Source organism: Proteus vulgaris, assembly GCF_023100685.1.
GTDB lineage: Bacteria > Pseudomonadota > Gammaproteobacteria > Enterobacterales > Enterobacteriaceae > Proteus.
Window position 1 is genome coordinate 3,858,152 of record NZ_CP090064.1, and the last position, 20,417, is coordinate 3,878,568.

Here is a 20,417-nt window from a genome sequence, read left to right on the forward strand (position 1 = left end):
ATTAACGAATGGTGTAATTAATATGGAGAATGATATCGTTCAGTGTCAGTAACATCTCTTTTTGCTTACTTGTTGCATCAGGGAAGCTTAAAGTCAGTGTACTGCTATCATTCACGGGTAAACCTTCAAAAGGCAGATAACGATCGTCATTGAAGTTCAGTTGGAATTGACCACTGTCATTCATACCATGAGAAATCGCGATTGCATTACAACCTCTTGGTTTCACCGCACTACCGCCATAATTCAGCACTGCTCTGATATTCTGATAAGCGCCTGTTAATGCAGGTAATGTCACACTAATTTGTTTAACTCGACGTAATTGACCTAAATCAGCAGGGTAATCTTTGTCGATAGCTAAATCAGAGAGCCTAATTGAAGCTTGTAATTGACCGTTTTTCAGCGTAATACCATTTACTGCTGTACCTAACTGTGTTTTCGATTGATTAATCACATCAGTTACTTGTTCAAATCCAAATGGCTTAGTGCTTAACCCTTGATATACATCACCCAACGAAACAATCTTGGTAATTTCCAGTGCGCGTTTATCTTTTTCAAGGTAGCTGTTTTCCATATGAGTCAGGTTATGCATTAAATTTTCACCCGCCATCAAACCAGAATAGTTACCTTGCCATGCACCTGGGCGAATAAAGGTTTGGGTTTCACCTAAATCATACTGATAAGCTAATTCCGCCATACGACAGCGAGAAATAGCTAAGTCGTAGAAAGGTTTATAAATCGCCATTAATTTACCGCGTAACCAGTTATACAGGGCTTTATTGGTAAATTTATTTTGTAAGAAAGTTAAGTGCTCTTGCGTTTGTTGCTGTTGTAATTTCAAGCTATCCAGCTGCAAACTCGTGGCATCTTTACGTACTTTTAAGGCTTCAAGTTGTGCATCAATTTGTTCCAACTCGGATTTTGCGTTATCGCGAGATAATACCCACTCTTCACGACGGCGACGATAAGACTCAGATTGACTTAATCTATCTGCCGCAATACGAGTTGCAGATCCTGATAATTGCAGACCAATTGATGTGGCATTAAAAATAGCGCCTAGACGCGAGCCACCGACCGCTAAACCGTAAATATTCGGCACCAAATCTGCAGCAGCTCCTGCAATGTTTAGCCCTTGGCTGGCGGTATTCAACACTGACGATGCCAGATAGAGATCCATCGCTTGTTGCTCTGAGGTACTGATATTTTCATCATATAACTTGCTATAGTGATCAAGTCGATTTTGTGCCCCAACGCGTAACGCTTTTAATGCTTTCTCGTTATAGATAAATTCTTCAATACTCTTCGTCTGATACTTCATATTTTGCAGAATAATTTCGCCACCTTGCGTAGTGAATAATTCTGACAATGCTTGTGCGTCTTGGCGTTCTGTAATGCTAAATAATGAACTACCAAACTGCATTAACTGACTAACCATCGATTTAGCACTATTTAAAATCACAGGGAAGCGCTGTGTTGGCATCACGACATTTGGCAATGTACTGCCACCTTGAGATTGATTCACGGCTGCATTTTGTAATGCTTTAGGATCTGCCGGTGTAGCGTAAATCGCTAACGACAGAGGTTGCCCATCAATTGATAAATTGTGACGTAAATTAAACAGACGCACTTTTAACGTGTCGCGATACTGCGCTAACTTCTCATTAATTTGCGGTAAAAAGAGCGCAGTTAATGAATTTGCAGTACGTGGTGATGCCGCTTCTTCATTTTCTTTCTTGATTACGCGTGTTGATTGTTTCGTTTTTGTTGCTGCCTCAGTTAATTTAGGGGTTAACCAAACGTTATCACCTAACAGCTCAGTTTCATCACCCAGTAATTTCAGCGCTTGCATATACCACATTTTGGCTTCATTTAAGGTGTCACGTTCTAATACACGGTAAGCACTATCACCACGCTCCATAAGAATATCCAAGCACTTCATAAAGGTCGCTAACTTATAGTGCATCGGATCTGTTTGCGCAACGGCATCCGGATCGGTTGAATCGAGTTGAACTTTATCCCAATCCGTATCAGTTAAAAGGGGTTGTGAATTCCACACGCGATCAGAATAAGTCCCATTTTCTATATAGCCATTAGGACTAAATACATAACGTAACCAGCGACCAGCTTCATCATAGTTATGTCCTTCCAGCATCACATTAGCAACCATCATTGGGGTATAATAGAACAGCTCCCAAAAATAGAGTGCATTGGCACCATTAAAATCCATGGTGTCGTCCGTATTACCCTCTAATGCAGGTTCAGGTAAACGCTGAGTATCTAAGGTTAAAATAGTATCAATACCTTTATTGGCACGTTTAACCAATTGACGGGCAAATAAAGTATTTAAACGCACAAGCATTGGCTTATTTGTAATGCTCATTGACATATACTGAGCCATTGCTGAATTTGTTTCTACTTTAATAACGCTTCCTGTATCCGCAACGATAGTTCTCTTAACTTCAAATGAAAAAGCCTTTTCTGATAACACCTCCGATTGTTTATTTTTAACCTTAACATTTACCGTTACCGTTGTTTTTCCATTTCTGGTAAATTCACTAACAGGAATATCTAAACTAAGTGCACCATCTACATTATTGAAACTATTTATACCTCCATAAATTTGGCTATGATTACTCCAACTATTAATATTGTATTCTTTATTGTTTTCCGCAGATTTTATTTCAATTGCAATATCACTGATCTTATTTGCTGTACTGTTATACATTGGATCAAAATTTTTAATTGGTAAATTATCCAATGTGCTTTTACCATAAATACCATAAAAACCATCATCTAGTTCAAATGTCATAACAAGCATACAGTTGTTTTGTTTTATTAGATCATAAAAATGATCATCTATACTCATAGAGAAATATCCATTTTCCTCAATAGAGCCGTTCATTAGGTTAATGGCATCACCATCTTTATCAACCATATTAAAAACACCAATCAATGGAGCATAAGAATTCATAACTTTACGAGTAAAGTCGAGATCCACTTTGTATTCATTACCTTTATAAATAAAATAAAAATAAAAATTTCTTGATTTCAAATCAACAATAAAATACAAAGCAAAATCCGTCTCTTCATTATGTATATTTTCCCAATAACCATCCTCACATTTACCTATATTAACCCTAGCATAATAAATATCTTCAAATTCATCATTAGAATCATTATGATATGACAGTATTTTTGCCACGTGTTGTTTTACATAATCATCAGCTTCAATTGTTTTTTTAATTTCACATTTAATAGCAGCAGAAAACAAACACGTTATGCGATTATTATTTAATTCAATTTTAGCATCATTAATTAAACTACCTTGTAATGATGCTAGTTCAGACTCTTTAACTGTAATATTAGAATTAGGTTCACGTGAAATAGTATAATTCGTTTTATCTCTTTTAATAAAATGATTGTTTATAACTTTAACACGAATTCCTTTTGAATCATCTAATATATCGAATTCATTTTTTGCATTAATATAAACACTTTCAATTTCACTTGAAGTTCCTTTGGCAAAATTCAATTCATTATCAATATAGTAAATCTTGAATTCATCTTTTTCAGCTGAGTATGTTTCTGACATTTTATAAAACACAATCATAACTTTATCAAACTCATCACTATAACTGAGATAGAAGTTGAGTTTATTCAGTTTGTCTAAACTATCCCATATTTCATAAGTAATAGGCGAACTCCAAGAACCATCATAACGAATATGAGAAAGTTTTAAGCTATATTTAATTTCTTTTTCAATTTTTTCCGCCGTTTCATTTTTGGCCTTTTCAAGTCGTTCAACCCAAGCAATATATAAACGACTATTAAAAATAACAGGGCGAATTAAACCATTATACGGATTTAAACCATTTTCAATTTTAGTCCACTCTGTCCACGCGTTGGCTGCCATTTTGCCATCTTTAATTTTACTATGATCAGCGCTACGCCAATAATAGCTCATTTGATCAGCAGGATTACGGCCAATAAAATAGGTAATGCCATCATCCAGTGTTACGCTATCATGATATCCACTAATCACTTCTAAATTAGCAATTTGCTCAAATGAAGTTAAATAGGTTTTAAAGGCATCTTCTACCGTATCGCGATTAACACTATTTTGGCTAATAGACTGTAATAGGGTATCCATCATTTTGGTTTGCCCAATACGCATCGTTGGGTCAACATAGTTTTCTGGATAATAAACTAATTTAGAAACACCTGCCCAAGTGCTATAACGTTTATTAAATTCATCCCACTGAGCAAAAAAAGTACGGCCTTTTACATTCTTATCAACATCTTTTTCATCACCTGACAAGCAGTTATTAATATAAAATTGAATATTGGCAATCGCTTGTGCAATCGGTGTTGTCATAATTTCAGCAGAAACTTGATTATCAATTAATAAATGGTGATACACATCATCACGACTGATTAACGATGGATTTCTACTTTGACTGGCATAATAATGGGTTAATACTGCCGCTTCTTTCACATCCTTAATTTGAGTAAGCTGTGCCGTTTTTTCACTGTTTAAATTCGCCTGCATAATTTGGCTTAACCTATCCCACTTATCATAATTTCCCGCGACATCATTATTTTCAGTGTATTTTAAATCAATTAACAATTTAAAATCTTTAGGTGAAATACCCAGTGTTTTAGATAACTCTAAATATTGAATCAAAATAGTAATATTTTGAAAATCTTTTAATTCTTTGGTTGGCGTTAATACTAAGGCTTGATTAAGCGTTGTTTCATCAATATTTAAAATAGAGGTCATTTTTTCAGTCGTTAATGACTGGTTTTTAAGTCCAGTTAAAAACTCATTCGCCATATTGCCACATTGGGAAATAAAGTGATGAAAATAAGTAATATGCTTTATTTTATCAATGGTTAAAACATGCTTTTCTTTAGGATAAAGATATTCTTGTTTTACACTAATAAATTCTAATTCATACTTATTTAATCCCACTTTATTGGAAACCAAGGTGGTTTTTTTAAGTCGATTAAAGAATAGTGCAATATCTACTTTATCTTGTTGAGTTAAAGTATCTTTAATAATTATTGGCAATATCTCATTTAGATATTTATTACCTGCTTCTAGATCAACCCATTGTAATATTGAATTTGATTTTTCAATAGAGTCAATACCCATTTCAGCAGCAATAAATGAAGAAATGGCTGAGAATTGTTCTGCATAATCTGTTGGTGTATTTTTTAATATTTCTTTTAAATTATTGATTAACACTTCAAGTTCAGAGCTAAATTCAGACTCAAATTTTGATGAACAAATTAAAAATAATTCACTTATCGTCCACTTTTCTTTTTTAGCAAAGTTAATGACATCATTAAGAGTATGAATTAAATTACCCATATCATCAGAACTATCATGAGATTGAATCGTTCCATTGAATGGTTTTGGTAAAATATTAATAAGCAATACTAACTCATTAACCGATAAACCATAAATTTGTGCTAATAAGCTCGTACGGTAAAGTAAAGAAAGGCTTTTTAATGAGCAATCAAATTCGCTATTATAAGATATTGCTAACCGCCATAACATAACAAGTTCAACATCATTAACATCAAATGCACGCTTTAAAGTATTTAAACGAATAATACTAGTAGCTTCATTTGCATTATCTAGAGGGAAATGATAACCATCATCTGTAAAAGTGTTACCATTAAGTGGCGGATGATTAAATAATTGATCAAATTGTGATAGTGTATTACCTAATGATGTTTTTGAAATTAATCCACCATTAAGCACAATCGCTTGTTCCACTGTAATAGGGTAAGTATTCATCATTACTTGCAAATGAAAAATATTGCTTAATACTTCTTTATCAATATTTAATTGCATATTTTTAGATTGAATTGCAGTAATCAAAGAAGACAATGGCATGTCTGTAGCTTTATATAAGCGAATGATTTTATTTAAATTTAAAAATTCTTTATTAGATAACTTCCCTTTTTTATTAAACGCTTTAATAACAAATTGAGCATCTTTCTGTTCAATATTATAATATTTCGCTAAAAAATGAGTGCTATTTAGAATATCACTGTTAGTAGAGCCAAAATTTTTCTTAAATAGTGTATCGGTATCTTTATCAACATCTTCGACTAAAATATTATAAAGCTCAGGGGAAATATCAGCTTGAATAGAAGCCAGTAGTGCTGAATCTAAGGTTCTTGTCACATCAACCGCAGACATTAAACCTTCAAGATTTTTATCTTGAAGTAAAATTGCTTGGCGAATGGTTTCATAAGGTTGGTGATAAGGTGTGCCACCAGTTAAACGGTTAGTCGCTAATTCACGAAATAAATCTTTACCACCACCTAATTTATTTTGTAGTGCTCTGGTTAGAATTTGATTAGATAAAGTAAGTGTGGAAACTTCTTTATCCATATTTTCTTGTGAAAGCACTAATTGCGCTAAATCGGGACGGCGTTTATCAAGATGATAAACCGAACTTTCAGCATGTAATACTTTTGCTTCACGATAAAGTTCTGTTAAATACCCCGCGGGTGAAAACATAGAAGCCACAGATTTATCATCGACAAAAATATTGCCTCTTTCAGGGATCCAATCACCTAATGCGCGGCTTTGTGCTGATTGTGGTTGAATACCTAACGCGACCGCATTTTGTACTTGAGGATTATTACGCGCTAAATAATGAGCTTCATTAAGTTTATTAATTTTTTCGGCTTCTTGTGCTTGTGTATATAATATTTTTGCTTCATCCCACGTTAATTTTTCATCACTTAATGCACGTATTTCATGCAGTGATAATGGGGCTAATTCCTTTAATGTAATAATTTCCGAAGTGGAAGATTTCATTTTCGTTAAAAGCGTATTAATGTTTTTCATTAAATATTTCCTAATATAAGTTTATTAAAAATAGAGATAATTACATCGCCTTTTCATCTCGAAAATTAAAATATCAAGAAAATTAAAAATGAAAATTGAGTTTTTTATAATGTGATCTTGAGTTTTTTTATACTTTATAGGCTGTCCGTGATTTTTAATAAAAAAATATATTAAAAAAACAGACATAAGCAATAAATAAAATAAAGTAATAATAAAAAATCAATCATTTGATTTTATTTTTTGTGAAAAATGCTCTTATTTATTATCAACTTTAGTCGTCAAAGTTATTTTTTTAATTTATCTTCGATAATTTTTCACTTTTAGTCGCTCTAAAAATATTATTGACAAATATCAATGTAAAAATCTCATTCAAGCAGATTATTAATTTCAATTAATATGTCTCTGTGGAGAACACCTGCATGTTTTTCTCACGAAAAATAAATCAATTCTTTGCTGTTGCGACTTACCAAAGTCTAGTAAAAGCAGCAGAAAAAATTAATGTCACCCCATCTGCGTTACGTCATGGTATTAATGAACTTGAAAACCAAATAGGTAAATCATTGATTAAACGTTCAAAAAATGGAATGGAACTTACTCCGGCAGGAAAAACACTGTATGAACGACTATATCCCTATTATAAAAAAATTAGAAAAATTGAAACTCAGATCTTAGATTTAAATGAAGATAAGACATTGCTTTCAATTAAGTTAGATGGGCTTTATTATCCTGATTTGAAAACAAAACTATTGGAAATAAGACAAAAAAATGATCAATACAAGTTGTCTTTAGAAGATGGTTATATTGATGATATTAATGAAGAACTTTTTGATAAAGAGTTTGATCTTGTTATTTCCTCTCTTGAATTTGACTATTCTCATAAAAACATTAATACGATTAATCTATGCACACAAAAAGTCGGCTTATTAGTAAATAAAAAACTCTTTGAAAAACATTCCGATACCAAAACATTCTTTGCTAAAGAAACATTAATACAAAGAAACAGTTCTTTGCATAATCCGATATTTTCAACAATTTTAGATAGATTAAAAAAACAGGGTTACCAATATCATACTTTAGGTTTAACAGAAATGGCTGATGTATTGCAATGTATTGATGAAGGAGCTGGTTATTGCTTTATGCCTGAAAATATTCATTATATTTCAACGATCACAAATGATGAGGTACAATTTATTCGCTCACCATTTCCTTTTGATATTTTCTTACATCAAAAAGTCTATTTTAAAAAGAATAATGATAAAAAATTAGCTGATATCGCAATGACACTACGCTAATCAATTAAAACAGCGCATTGATATAATCAGAGGTAAAGCCGCGATATTGCAGATAACGGATTTGTTTCGCTTTCTCTTTATAGTCCTTAGGATTGTCTGTACCAAATTTTTTCTCTTTGACCTCTTGGCAAAGTGCGTACCAATCAGTGTCTGTTTCTTCTAATACACGTTCAATAATTTCGCTGGGAAATCCTTTTAGGCGTAATTCTTGGCGAATACGTAACGGCCCATAGGATTTATTTAAATAACTACGAAAAAAACTATAAATAGTTCGATTGTCATCAAGGTACTGACTTTCAAGTAAGCGTTCGATTACTTGAGGCAAACATTCAGGGGCAGTCGGTGAGTCTTTTTCAGTTTCGCGAATTCGGCGTTCGATTCGACGTTGTAGTTCTCTTGTACTGTAATCACGACGAGACAGCATAAAAATTGCGTATTGATAAAGCTCTTGATAGGTCATAACGTTCCTTTATTAAAAAAGTCCATATAAAACGACTATTATCATAACGCGTTATCACCGAAATAGCTTATTTTGCTGTTAATTTCATCAATAATAGGGAAATTAATATATTAGTAATAATTAAAAGAAGAATTATCATTCTCTTTTATAATTGAAATCGACTACTTTTATTAAGGTTAGCTTAGAAAAAATAGGGTTTTTTATTTAATAAACCCTTAATAATCCTTTAAAAACGCAAAATATAAGCATCTATTACTGTATATCGCACTTATAGCTGGTGACCACCTATTAGAAAAAGATTAAAATTTCCGGCTACTCTTTTACTACTTACTTTTTTAATTTTTTGTGGGTTATGTATGAACTTTTCCAATTTAAATAAGGTGGTATTGACCGCCTCCCTTCTTGCCACGAGTTTTTCTTATGCGGACAGTGATCGTCCTCTGCTCTCTCTAAGTGTGAGCCAATCTGGTGGCACAGCATTAAATAATGAAGGTTCGCTAGATACACGTACCCCAGCAAGCCAATCTCGTGTTTTACCCATTTGGGGCGATGAAGCTCGCGCCCGCGGTTATGATATTCCAGAGCCTTTTGGTATTGGTTATAACTATATGAATCTACGACAAGATGTAGTTGTAGATAAAATTGGTTTTAGCTCCAGTACTCCAATAGGTCAGGCTCTTCTTGGCCTTGTTGACATTGATGTTGGCCACACTCGCAGTAACAACGAATCCCATATGTTAAAACTGGATACTTGGGTTTTTCCTTTTATGAATGTGTATGGGATTTATGGAAAAACAAAGGGTACATCTGTTGCACAATTAAACTCCGTTTACTTTGCTGATGCAACTGAACCTTCTGTTGAAAATGTTCCTTTTAAATTAAATTATGAGGGCAAGTCTTATGGTGGTGGCTTTACCTTAGCGGGTGGCTATAACCAGTTTTTTGGCACCTTCGATTTAAACTATACCAAAACAAACCTTGATATTTTAGACGGTGATATTAAAGCCTTAGTTATCACCCCTAGAGTGGGCTATGAATTTATTTTCTCACCACTAATTTCGGGTCAAGGCAATACCAAACTACAAGTCTGGACAGGTGCAATGTACCAAGATATTACTCAACGTTTTAGGGGAGATGTCAGCAGACTAGATTTACCTGATGGGTTAGATGATTTAATGGGTCTCGGTTCTTCATTTATGGGTAATATCAAATTTGATGTTGAACAGCATCTTGCCCATAAATGGAACCAAACTCTTGGGGCGCGTTTAGAAGTGACACGTAACTTTAATGTGATCACTGAAGTAGGTTTTAATAATCGTAATAGCTTCCTTATTTCAGGTGAGTTCCGTTTTTAATGGTTAAATACCCTTTTATTTTTGGGCTGGCATTTGCCAGCCTATTTACTTCACACACAGCACAAGCTCAACTCTTTCCCGATAGACAACAAATAGACCAATGGCTAGTTGAATTAGGGGGAGAAAATAACTTCGATCGCAGTAAAACTATCGACTGGGGTGTATTACCGGGCCCATTTTATACGCCAGAGCTAGAATTGGGTGTAGGCATTGCGCTTGTTGGTCTTTATCAAGCGGATAGTCGTCCTGATAGTAAAATCTCGTCTCTCTCGTTAAGCGGTTTTGGCTCATCAACCGGTGCTTTTGGTATGACCTTTAGCAACTACACTTACCTAATGGATGATACGTGGCGCTTTTATCTCACAGGAACATTAAATAATGTTCCTACCAATTATTGGGGAGAGGGTTATCACGAAGGACGTGTAAAAGATCATTTCGGCGAATTTCGCTCTCAAGAATTGCGTCTAACGCCCACGTTACTGCGTCAAATTACCAAAAACACTTATATAGGATTAGGGTGGGATTATTCTAGTCTACAAGCTGCTGCCCCTGATAATCCCTTTAAAGCCTATATGAATGCACGTGATTTACCTTTGCGTTCAACTAGCTCAGGAATAACTGCTCGCTTTACTTACGATAGTCGCGATTTTTTACCAAACGCTTATCGAGGGCAGGCTTTTGATATCAGTTATACCCATTATTCATCGGATACTGGCAGTAATAACCGCTTTAATGCGACACAGATACAATATAACTACTATTATCCCTTAAGTGATACTGCGGTATTGGCATTTGATAATTATGCCCGTTTCACATCGGGTGATGTGCCTTGGAGCCAATTGTCTAAATTGAGCAATGGGCACCAAATGCGAGGCTATTATGAAGGGCGATATCAAGATAATCATGTCTTTTCAACCCAAGTAGAGTACCGTCAAAAGCTCAATTGGCGACATGGCATTGCTCTTTGGATGGGCGGTGGTACGTTAAGCGACCAAGCACGTGATTTAGGCAAAAGCCATTGGCTACCTAGTGTTGGTGTGGGTTATCGTTTTGAATTTAAACCACGTATGAATGTACGTCTCGATTTTGGCATAGGTAAAGAAAGTACAGGATTCTATTTTCAAGTAGGTGAAGCATTTTGATGTTTAAGCGGTTTCTTTTTATCAACACCATTGTCTTCTTCTTATTTATTGCAGGTTGCACTCAAGTCACCCCTGTAAAATCTCTGCATGCCAATCTTGATAGTGTTACCCATGAAGAAGCAACACAGCTTTGGCAAATACCTGAACCGCTAACAGCACCTAATGGCTTAAGGCCTTGTTGTGCTTTTGGTTATAACTTAAAAGTCAAAGCGTTTGAAATACCCGTTCCTTTTTATCGTATTGATAATGTAGTTGAAGCTTCGACATTAGGTAACCATCGCTATAACGATAGCTTTTGGCTGGGTGCGGCTGCCGTATTAGGTTTAGGAAGTGAAAAATCAGGTTTAATTTACTCTCATAAAGGAGGATTCCTTGATATCGCCCATATTCGTGATACCGCAGATTACACTTACTACCTCTTTAGCCATATCTATCCAAAGTTAGGTCAAGAGTGGACGCTAACGCTAAGCAATGAACTGGCACAACGTAAAATACACTTTAATGCTTTTACCCCACCTAAAGATGAAACAGAACGCTATACCTTAAGTGCTTATCTTGCTGCACACCTCGGTTATCGTCTTGCGGTATGGCATGAAATTGCACAATGGTATGGTTTTCGTTCTGTGCCGGGATTCTCTGAAGGTATCTCTGCATTTTCACCTGAAGATCTCTATTCCAATTTAATTGGAGCAAGGCTTTCTCTTACACTTATTTTAAAGGGTCATGCCACCAGCCTTGAGCACTATAATCAATCGATGCAGGGCATTATTCCTTCCGCACTCTACCAATTAGAAGCTCAACCTCGTCAATTAACACAGCAGTGGTTTGATGTGATTGATGGACAATGGTGGGATAGTCAACAACGTGTTCCTGACAAATTTTTAGTTTTAATGCGTGATTATCACATCTCGGACAAGCGGTATCCGGTGTTACCTTTTGAGGAAACAGCATCTCCACATTACCTCACATTACCTAGTGCTTATTCTGGTTACGTTTTAGAACAATTAGCAGAATTTCAGCTTTGGCCGACAACGAAAATGGCAAGTTTACCTCATCCAAAAACCTATTGGCATGAGGCGGATTTTACTGATTTAACAGAAAAAGCGCGTGAAATTGATAATAAAATTAGACCAAAAACAACAAAAATTGACTAAATAATAAACAAAATTGACACATTAAAAACCCTTAATTTTACTAAATTTGGGTTAAGTCATGGCTTTTTACATAAGATAAATTTAAGTTTACATCAAAAAAGCATTTTTTGTTAAAGAAGAAAAGCGATTATAAAACGAGGCCTTCCAGTAAACCTTATACATTTATTTAACAAATCACTCGTAGTTATCCTAATGTGAGGTGATATTTTGTAGCTATGAAAAAAGTAATTTGCTAGTATTCGTTCGATTTTTATCCAGTTAAACGAGGAGAAGCAATGCCCTCTCAATTGATGAGGACAAGTGCCGTCTTCGCTTTCTTGATTTCACTACTATTTACTGGTGTAAGTTTTGCTTCAACCAGTACCAGCAGTTCCCAGATACTGCAGGCGTATTCTTTCAAAAGCACGTCAACACCGTTGCCAGATTTGAAAAGATACCCTTCGGGAACACAGCGTAAGAAAGCGTTTTTAAATGTCATAGTTCCTATTATTGACAATGTTAATAATAAGATAATGAGAGATCGTGAGTGGTTAACTGCTCAACGTAAAGCCCAGCACTGGGGCAGCGCAGATTTAAAAAAACTGCGTGAAATCTGTCAATACTATGGCGTCACATGTACCAGCCCTAAAAAAGTAAATTGGGATTCGTTACTGACTCGCGTTGATATTATTCCGACACACTTTGTCGCAACGCAAGCCGCTACAGAATCTGGCTGGGGAACATCAAAGTTGGCACAACAAAATAACAATCTATTCGGTATGCGATGTGGGAGTCAGTCTTGCAATAACGTTCCAGGGAAAACCAAAGGCTATGCAGCCTACCCTGATATTGAAGGCTCAGTGATTGCTTATATGCGTAATCTCAATACGCACCGCGCCTATAATTCATTGCGCTCCTCAAGAGCACAGCAAAGAATGACGCAGCAACAACTCGACTCTCGCCAGTTAATCACTGACTTGAAAGGTTACTCAGAATTGGGTTCAAGTTATAACGATTATCTGACCGAAATGTTCGACTCAAATAAAAAACTGATCACTCAAGTTCAGTTACAGTCGAAACAAGATAGTTAAGCCTTAACAGGCTTTCATCTGGCAAAAAGCCACTTTTCTTTCTAGAGAAAAGTGGCTTTTATTTATCACAAGATAATCTTTTGATTGAAAGCCAGCTTAGAATTCATAATATATGGGGTAACACGTTTGGTATGACTTTTAAATCACACCCTTAGAGCCATTTATGAATTTTTTTTCATTCGAGTTTCTCGGAGCCTTTGTTAGCTTTTTTATTCTATACTGGCTCTTCCAAAAGCACGTTAAGATCCAAAATATTCTACTGATTACAGTCAGTTATGCTTTTCTCTTTAATGTAGATTATCGTCCTGCGATTATCTTATTAAGCTATACACTGTTAATTTATTTACTGGCAAATATATTAACCAAGTACACCTCTTCTAAAGTCATATATTGGCTATTAGGGTTATTGGTGGGTGTCTACTTTACTGCCTTTAAATATTACTCCTTTTTCCAAGAAACGCTGACACAAGCATTCCAACAATGGGGACTCAGCATTGAGTTACCGCTGATTGAATTACTTGCGCCATTAGGGCTTTCATTCTATATATTCCACTCGGTAAGTTATGTGGTTTCTGTTTGTCGAAAAGAGATCCCCAAAGCACCGTTTTTGGATGTGGTGCTTTATCTATGCTTTTTCCCAAGCATCGTAGCTGGCCCAATTAATCGTGCTAAAGAATTTCTTCCGCAAATTCAGGCTCCAACCCGAAAAATCATTGATTACAAAGGGGCGATTATGCTGATTGTGTTGGCTATCGCAAAACTCTTTTGGTTGAGTGGTTGGTTTTCAACAAACTATGTTGATCCGGTCTTTAATGCACCCGATTTAGCGCAAAGCGGACAAGTGCTGGCGGCAGTTTATGCCTACGCATGGCATATCTATTTCAATTTCTCAGGTTACACCAATCTTGTCACTGGTATTGCGTTATTACTGGGCTTTGTCGTGCCTCGTAACTTTAATGCCCCTTATTTAGCGATAAACTTAGCCGATTTCTGGCGTCGCTGGCACATCAGTTTATCTACCTTTATTCGTGATTACGTCTATATTCCTTTAGGGGGGAATCGTAAAGGCGTGATTAGGCAGAACTTTAATGCCTTTGCCGCGATGGTGATTTCTGGATTATGGCATGGCGCTGCCATGACCTTTATTATTTGGGGTGCTATTCATGGGATTGGTGTGGTGCTATTAAATATTAAACACCGCCTCTTTCCTGTGAAGAAAAATGCCCCACCGAGCGCGTTATCGTCATTAAATATGTTGTTGTCATGGATAATCACTTTCCACTTTGTTTGCTTTGCGTGGATATTTTTCCGCAGTCAAACTGTAGGTGATGCGTTTGTGTTAATACAACAACTCTTTAGTACAGGCGCTTGGGCATCATTACAAGCTGAAGGTTTAACGCTCTTTATGTTCTGGGGACTGTTCTTGCTTTATCCTTGCTTTGTGACCTTAAGAGATATAGTGGCTCGTCTTGAGAAAAGAGTGCCGTGGTATGTTTATCCTCTACCACTTGCGTTGATCCTCACAATTATTTTTATGTTGTCTCCAGATGGGGTGCCAGGATTTATTTATGCCAGCTTTTGATTTCTGCTCAAACCTAAAAAAGACAGCAAAAGTTACCTTAATGGTGCTGTTGAGTACCCTTTTGCTGATTTGGCTAAACCAAACATCACTAGAGCGCTTTTGGCAACAACAATATCATCGCCCTGCACCTTGGTCGGGGCTTTCTCATTATTACGCTTGGGAAGTGGGGGGACAACTGCGTGATGGTGTATTTGTTGCAATAGCAAGCTATGGCGATTATCTACAGGTTCACCATCCTGATAATCAGGCAAAACCTATTGTACAAACCTCCACACCAGAGCAACTTCCTGAAGGTTTTGCCGTTGGCTTGCACTTCTTTAATGGATATACGCGACCTGCATCTCAACTAACGCAACGCTTTCCGCAATTATTAGAGCGTAAGCAAACAATGGGAAGATTACCTTACCATTCTGTTACTGACGTCTCCGATGCGGCATTAGAAGCCTTAAAACCTATCGTTCAAAAAACAGAAATTATCTTATCACCAAAAGATAAAGTCCTATTTGCGGGTGACTCAATGATGCAAGGTGTCGCACCGTTACTTAAACGTCAACTGCAAACGGATTACAACATCAGCAGTATTGATTTAAGTAAACAAAGTACAGGGCTTGCTTATCCGCGCTTTTTCAATTGGCCACAAACTATCGCCACACGTTTAGCCAGTGATGACAGCATTAAATTACTAGTGGTCTTTTTAGGCCCTAACGATCCTTGGGATATGCCACCTGATGGTGGTGGGCGTTACTTAAAATTTGCTAGTGAAGCATGGGAATCAACTTATCGAGCGCGCATTGCAGGTATTATAGAAAATGCCAGACAAAATAATGTCACGGTTATTTGGGTGGGGCCACCCAATATGCGCAAGCAGAAGTTATCTGAAGGTATGGCATACCTTGATAAACTTTACCGAGAAGAAGCTGAGAAAATGGGTGAAATTTACCTTTCCGTCAATGATATGTTTAAATATGAGAAAGATATTTATTCTGATTATATGGGTGATGGTAGCAGCCGTGTTAAGTTAAGAGCTGGTGATGGTATTCATTTTAGCTTAAAAGGTCAGCAAATTATTGCTCAACAGGTATTTTCACGTATTCATCTTCAAGAAGAAACAAAAGAAGATAATGCAGTCGATGATGTAAAAGATAAAAACACGGTTATTGTAAATGAAACAATTAACGCACATCCTTGAGCGTAAAACTTTAGTCAGTAGCTCAATTATACTGGCTTTGGTTTCACTCTTAGTTGCTTGTAACCAAGACACTGAAAAAACAGTGAAGTTACCTACCCCCACAGTATTACCTGCTGATGGTTCAAGACAGCTCTACAACTACCACGATCCTCACTTTTCAAGCTTTGTTAAAAAGTTACAACAAGGCCGTCAAACAGTGCACATTGTTCAGTTAGGGGATTCTCATACTGCGGCTGATTTTTTCAGTGGTAAGTTGCGTGAACGTTTTCAAGCCGATTACGGTAATGGCGGTATTGGTTTTATTCCTCCGACTAATATCGCTGGGCAACGTATTGCAAACGTACAATACCAAAGTGATAAAAAAGCATGGACACTACTTTCAAGCAGAAAAGATAGCGATCCTGATTTCCCATTAGGTGGGTTTATTAGTGAACCACAAGCTAAATGGGCTAAATTACAGTTATCTGAAAACCCAGTAACTCAGCAACGTTATCAGTTACAGGCGCTCTATAAAACGCCAACTACAGCACAAGTAAATGTACAGTCATCAACAAGCAAAGTCCTTTCATTATCGCAAACTCAAGGTAAATGGCAGTTTTCAAATCCAACAACGATAACTTTTCCAGTCAGTATAACGGTTAGTAAAAGCCAGCCAGTTAAATTAGGAGGTTGGCTGATCACCAACCAACAACCTGGTGTCATGCTCTCCTCATTAGGTATTAATGGCGCCACAATCAATATGATGGATAGATGGGGTACGCAATGGACAGAAACATTGGGCCAGCTAAATCCCGATATGGTCATTTTAGCTTATGGTACCAATGAAGCCTTTAATGATACCTTCGATTTGAATGCCTATCGCCAACAACTGACAGATAAAATTCGTCAAATTCGCCAACAAGCACCGAATAGCGCTATCTTATTAATTGGGCCGTCTGATTCAGTTAAAAATAAAGAAGCCCCTGATTGCCGTTCACAACAGCCTCAATGGCTCAGCGATATTGTCAGGATACAAAAAGAAGTGGCTCAACAAGAGAAAACACTATTTTGGGATTGGCGTGACTATATGGGGGGAGAATGCTCGATAAAAGCTTGGGCGTTGTATGATTTAGCAAGGCCTGATGGTGTGCATCTTTCTCGTGAAGGGTATGAGAGCAGTGCTAATACGCTGTATAGTCAATTGAATACCTTAATGAACAAAAGCTAATTCAGTCTTTCAAGATACCAAAAGGAGCTTATTGCTCCTTTTTACTTTTCTCATTGAATGGATTAATCACTCATCAATGAGATTTAATAAAGCATCCACATACTTGATAACATCAACACTGGCTTGTTCCATATGTTCGATATACCGAGTTACCGCCTCTTGATTGCCCTCTATATTGGCGCTCAGCGCTAAACGACCACATTCATGCACTAACTTATGGGGTTCTTCTAGGCGACGAAAAGCCTCAGTATTTGCGAATTTCCGACCATCTCCTTGATAATACCATTTTCCTAATCGGCACTCTGTATGCTGATTAACACTGTTTTCATCATCATGATTAAGTAAGTGGATGTAGATAGCTTCTTTCCATAAAACATGATCCAGTTTGATGGTATTAAAAAACTGTTCCATCGCAATAAACGTAAAAAGATGTTTTAGGTCACCTGCTTGTTCTGATAATGACACCAAGTTCTGGTGGCCTTCTACAACCAATTGTTTAACTTGTTGTACATGTTCTCGGTTTTTTTCTGTGACTTCTTTAATAAGAGTAAAGCGAGCATCTAAATTATTATTAATGGTGGCAATAGAAGAGGCTTGTTGCTGAATTTCTAAGGATAACTTTTTCATCTCTTGAGCTAATACGGCAAAACCTGCACCTTCACGGCCGATATGACCAGCTTCAATCGCTGAATTTATCGATAAAATATTAGCCTGATTTGAAAGCCTATCAATATTGCAGGCGCTATCTTTGATTTTTTTTAACCAGCCTGAAAAATTGTCTATCTCTTCTCTGCTATGTGTAAAATGCGCATCAATTTCATTTAAAAATTGAGCTAATGACTGGGAATTATCTAACATTTCACTAAAGAGATGTTCCATTTCCTCAAGCAGATTAAGCTTGTCTTGTAGCTTATTGCTGGATATTAAGATGGAATTTCGAATAAGCGTGATTGTGTGAATATTGCAATCAGTGTGTTTAATAAAAAGCGAATTATAGTCAACCATAATATGACAACCCTAGTGTGCCCACCGAATAAAGAGCCTATAGGTTAATGAGAAATTTGGTATTTTCTGTCACATTTGATAGTCATTTATTGTAATGAAAAAAAACGCGTCAAAAGACGCGCTAAATAATGTGAAAATAAAGATTAGATATTAAAGAAAAGCGAAGAAGATCATGCCTATAACTGCACCTGTTGTGCCAAGAATAGTCTCCATTAAAGACCATGTTTTTAAGGTTTGTGCTTCTGTAGCACCAGTAAATTTACCAAATAACCAGAAACCTGAGTCATTAACGTGGCTAAGAATAATAGAGCCACCAGCGATACACACTGATAATGCCGCCATTTGAGCGCCACTGTAACCCAACTCATTGATAACGGGTAAAACTAAACCAACTGCGGTTAAACAAGCAACCGTTGCAGAGCCTTGAATAACACGCACTGCACCAGCAAGAATAAAACACGCCACCGCAATTGGCATACCAGCACCAATTAAAGCATTACCTAATGCAGGGCCAACACCTGAATCTACAAGTACTTGTTTAAAGACACCACCCGCGCCAGTAACCAGTAAGATGATCCCCGCAGGTTGGATTGCTGCAGAACAGATTTCCATTACTTTTTCTTTGCTCATACCACGACGGATCGCAAGACCGTAAATAGCCACTAAACAAGCCACAAGAATCGCAATAAATGGATGACCAACAAATTCAAGGATGTTGTACAGCTCTGAACCTTTCTCAACGAAACGCGCACCAATAGTTTTGCATCCCACTAACACTAAAGGTAATAACACCAGTGCAAGACTGAAACCAAAAGAAGGCATTTTGTTTTGGCCTAAACTTGGTTCAGACAAATCTTTTGGTAATTCTAAGGTAACGTAACGGCTGATAAAGTTACCGAAGATAGGACCTGCTAATAACATGCCCGGAATAGCTGCACATAAACCAATTAAGATCATCCAACCAAAATCAGCATTCATTTGGTCAGCTAATAACATTGGTGTTGGCCCTGGTAATAAGAAGGCGGCAGCACCTGCAACACCCGCAAACAGAGGGATCGCCATTTTTACCACATTGCCACCAGTACGGCGAGCAACAGCAAATACAACACCAATTAACAAGACAACGGCGACATCAAAGAACAGAGGTAGAGCACAAATTAAGCCAGCAATACCCAATGCGTAGTTAGCTCGTTTCTCACCAAAATATTTTAATAATCGAACTGCGATTTGGTCTAATGCCCCAGTTTCGTGTAGCACTTTACCGAACATTGCACCCAGTGCGACCACGATAGAAAGGAAACCTAATGTTCCGCCCATTCCGTTTTGCATAGTTTGCGTGATTTTTTCAAGAGGCATTCCAGAGAAAATACCTGCGCCGATAGCAACAATCATCAATGCAATAAATGCATGCAAACGCGCATACATAACGAAAAAGAGTAATAATAGAACCGAGCCAACCGCAGTTAGCACAAGCGTTAATGTACTCATACTGTTTCCCCTTCAAAAGCCCCTTGTGTCACTGAATTTATTTTATTGATTGCACTTTCAATTACATCATCAAGTGGCATTGAAATATCAATTTCATACACATCATTTTCAGCGTTGGTTGGCTCTTCTAAGGTTTCAAATTGAGTCACTAACATTTGAGGTTTAAAGAAGTGCCCTTTACGTGCTTTTAAGCGGCTTTCAATCAGCTCATAGTCACCTTTTAAATATAAAAAGTGCAGGCATTGATTGCCGTCTCTTAACATATCACGATACTGTTTTTTCAATGCAGAACAGACAATTAGCGATACGCTATTAGTTCTTTGCATCGCAAAAGCAGCATCATTGAGTGCTTGTAACCAAGGTTTGCGATCTTCATCATTTAAAGCATGGCCTGATGCCATTTTAGTAATATTTGAGCGAGGGTGTAGGAAATCACCGTCTAAAAATGCGGCACCTGTACGTTGTGCCACACCACTTGCGACCGCAGATTTACCACTGCCTGATACCCCCATTAAGATGAAAACATGGTGTAGGGATTGGGTATCGTTCATAGAATGCTCCTTTAAGGCAGATATTAAGTCTTTTTTGTAATGTTACCCGTAACT

13 protein-coding genes are annotated in these 20,417 nt (G+C 36.8%); 8 read left to right on the forward strand and 5 right to left on the reverse strand.

Translation table 11 applies throughout. The features are described 5' to 3' along the window. Nucleotide 1 precedes the first annotated feature (1 nt). Entirely contained in the window at nucleotides 2–6,868 is a 6,867-nt protein-coding gene (locus LW139_RS18315; RefSeq protein ID WP_247850355.1) for a neuraminidase-like domain-containing protein, read from the reverse strand. A gap of 419 nt (nucleotides 6,869–7,287) precedes the next feature. Here LW139_RS18315 and LW139_RS18320 point away from each other — a divergent pair, with 419 nt between their 5' ends. Then, on the forward strand, nucleotides 7,288–8,160 hold the full coding sequence (locus LW139_RS18320) for a LysR family transcriptional regulator (RefSeq protein WP_166539951.1): 873 nt from the start codon (nucleotides 7,288–7,290) through the stop codon (nucleotides 8,158–8,160). Between the two features lie 4 nt (nucleotides 8,161–8,164). Here LW139_RS18320 and LW139_RS18325 read toward each other — a convergent pair whose 3' ends face one another. After that, nucleotides 8,165–8,620 carry a regulatory protein RecX gene (locus LW139_RS18325; protein ID WP_109408377.1) on the reverse strand — a complete coding sequence of 152 codons (456 nt, stop codon included), beginning with the start codon at nucleotides 8,618–8,620 and terminating at the stop codon, nucleotides 8,165–8,167. Between the two features lie 356 nt (nucleotides 8,621–8,976). Here LW139_RS18325 and LW139_RS18330 point away from each other — a divergent pair, with 356 nt between their 5' ends. From LW139_RS18330 to LW139_RS18360, 7 genes are all read left to right on the forward strand, one after another. Next, nucleotides 8,977–9,975 (forward strand): hypothetical protein, encoded by a 999-nt coding sequence (locus tag LW139_RS18330; RefSeq protein ID WP_166539950.1) that lies wholly within the window; start codon nucleotides 8,977–8,979, stop codon nucleotides 9,973–9,975. Next, nucleotides 9,975–11,117 carry a BamA/TamA family outer membrane protein gene (locus LW139_RS18335; RefSeq protein WP_166539949.1) on the forward strand — a complete coding sequence of 381 codons (1,143 nt, stop codon included), beginning with the start codon at nucleotides 9,975–9,977 and terminating at the stop codon, nucleotides 11,115–11,117. The genes LW139_RS18330 and LW139_RS18335 overlap by 1 nt, the downstream gene beginning before the upstream one ends. Beyond that, nucleotides 11,117–12,271, forward strand: coding sequence for a DUF4056 domain-containing protein (locus LW139_RS18340; RefSeq protein WP_247850356.1), 1,155 nt, complete (start codon nucleotides 11,117–11,119; stop codon nucleotides 12,269–12,271). Before LW139_RS18335 ends, LW139_RS18340 begins: the two co-directional genes overlap by 1 nt. A 275-nt stretch (nucleotides 12,272–12,546) precedes the next feature. Further along, on the forward strand, nucleotides 12,547–13,341 hold the full coding sequence (locus LW139_RS18345) for a protein bax (RefSeq protein ID WP_109408381.1): 795 nt from the start codon (nucleotides 12,547–12,549) through the stop codon (nucleotides 13,339–13,341). A gap of 163 nt (nucleotides 13,342–13,504) precedes the next feature. Next, nucleotides 13,505–14,923, forward strand: coding sequence for an MBOAT family O-acyltransferase (locus LW139_RS18350; protein WP_166539947.1), 1,419 nt, complete (start codon nucleotides 13,505–13,507; stop codon nucleotides 14,921–14,923). Next, a complete protein-coding gene (locus LW139_RS18355) occupies nucleotides 14,910–16,112 on the forward strand; it encodes an SGNH/GDSL hydrolase family protein (protein WP_166539946.1) in 1,203 nt (400 codons plus the stop codon). Before LW139_RS18350 ends, LW139_RS18355 begins: the two co-directional genes overlap by 14 nt. Further along, a complete protein-coding gene (locus LW139_RS18360; protein ID WP_109408384.1) occupies nucleotides 16,087–17,319 on the forward strand; it encodes an SGNH/GDSL hydrolase family protein in 1,233 nt (410 codons plus the stop codon). Before LW139_RS18355 ends, LW139_RS18360 begins: the two co-directional genes overlap by 26 nt. Before the next feature lie 66 nt (nucleotides 17,320–17,385). Here LW139_RS18360 and LW139_RS18365 read toward each other — a convergent pair whose 3' ends face one another. From LW139_RS18365 to gntK, 3 genes are all read right to left on the reverse strand, one after another. Further along, complete coding sequence (locus tag LW139_RS18365) at nucleotides 17,386–18,324, reverse strand: methyl-accepting chemotaxis protein (protein WP_166539945.1); 939 nt, start codon at nucleotides 18,322–18,324, stop codon at nucleotides 17,386–17,388. A 150-nt stretch (nucleotides 18,325–18,474) separates the two neighbouring features. Further along, on the reverse strand, nucleotides 18,475–19,812 hold the full coding sequence (gntU, locus tag LW139_RS18370) for a gluconate transporter (RefSeq protein WP_088494488.1): 1,338 nt from the start codon (nucleotides 19,810–19,812) through the stop codon (nucleotides 18,475–18,477). After that, complete coding sequence (gene gntK / locus LW139_RS18375) at nucleotides 19,809–20,363, reverse strand: gluconokinase (RefSeq protein WP_166539944.1); 555 nt, start codon at nucleotides 20,361–20,363, stop codon at nucleotides 19,809–19,811. The genes gntU and gntK overlap by 4 nt, the downstream gene beginning before the upstream one ends. Between the last annotated feature and the right edge of the window lie 54 nt (nucleotides 20,364–20,417).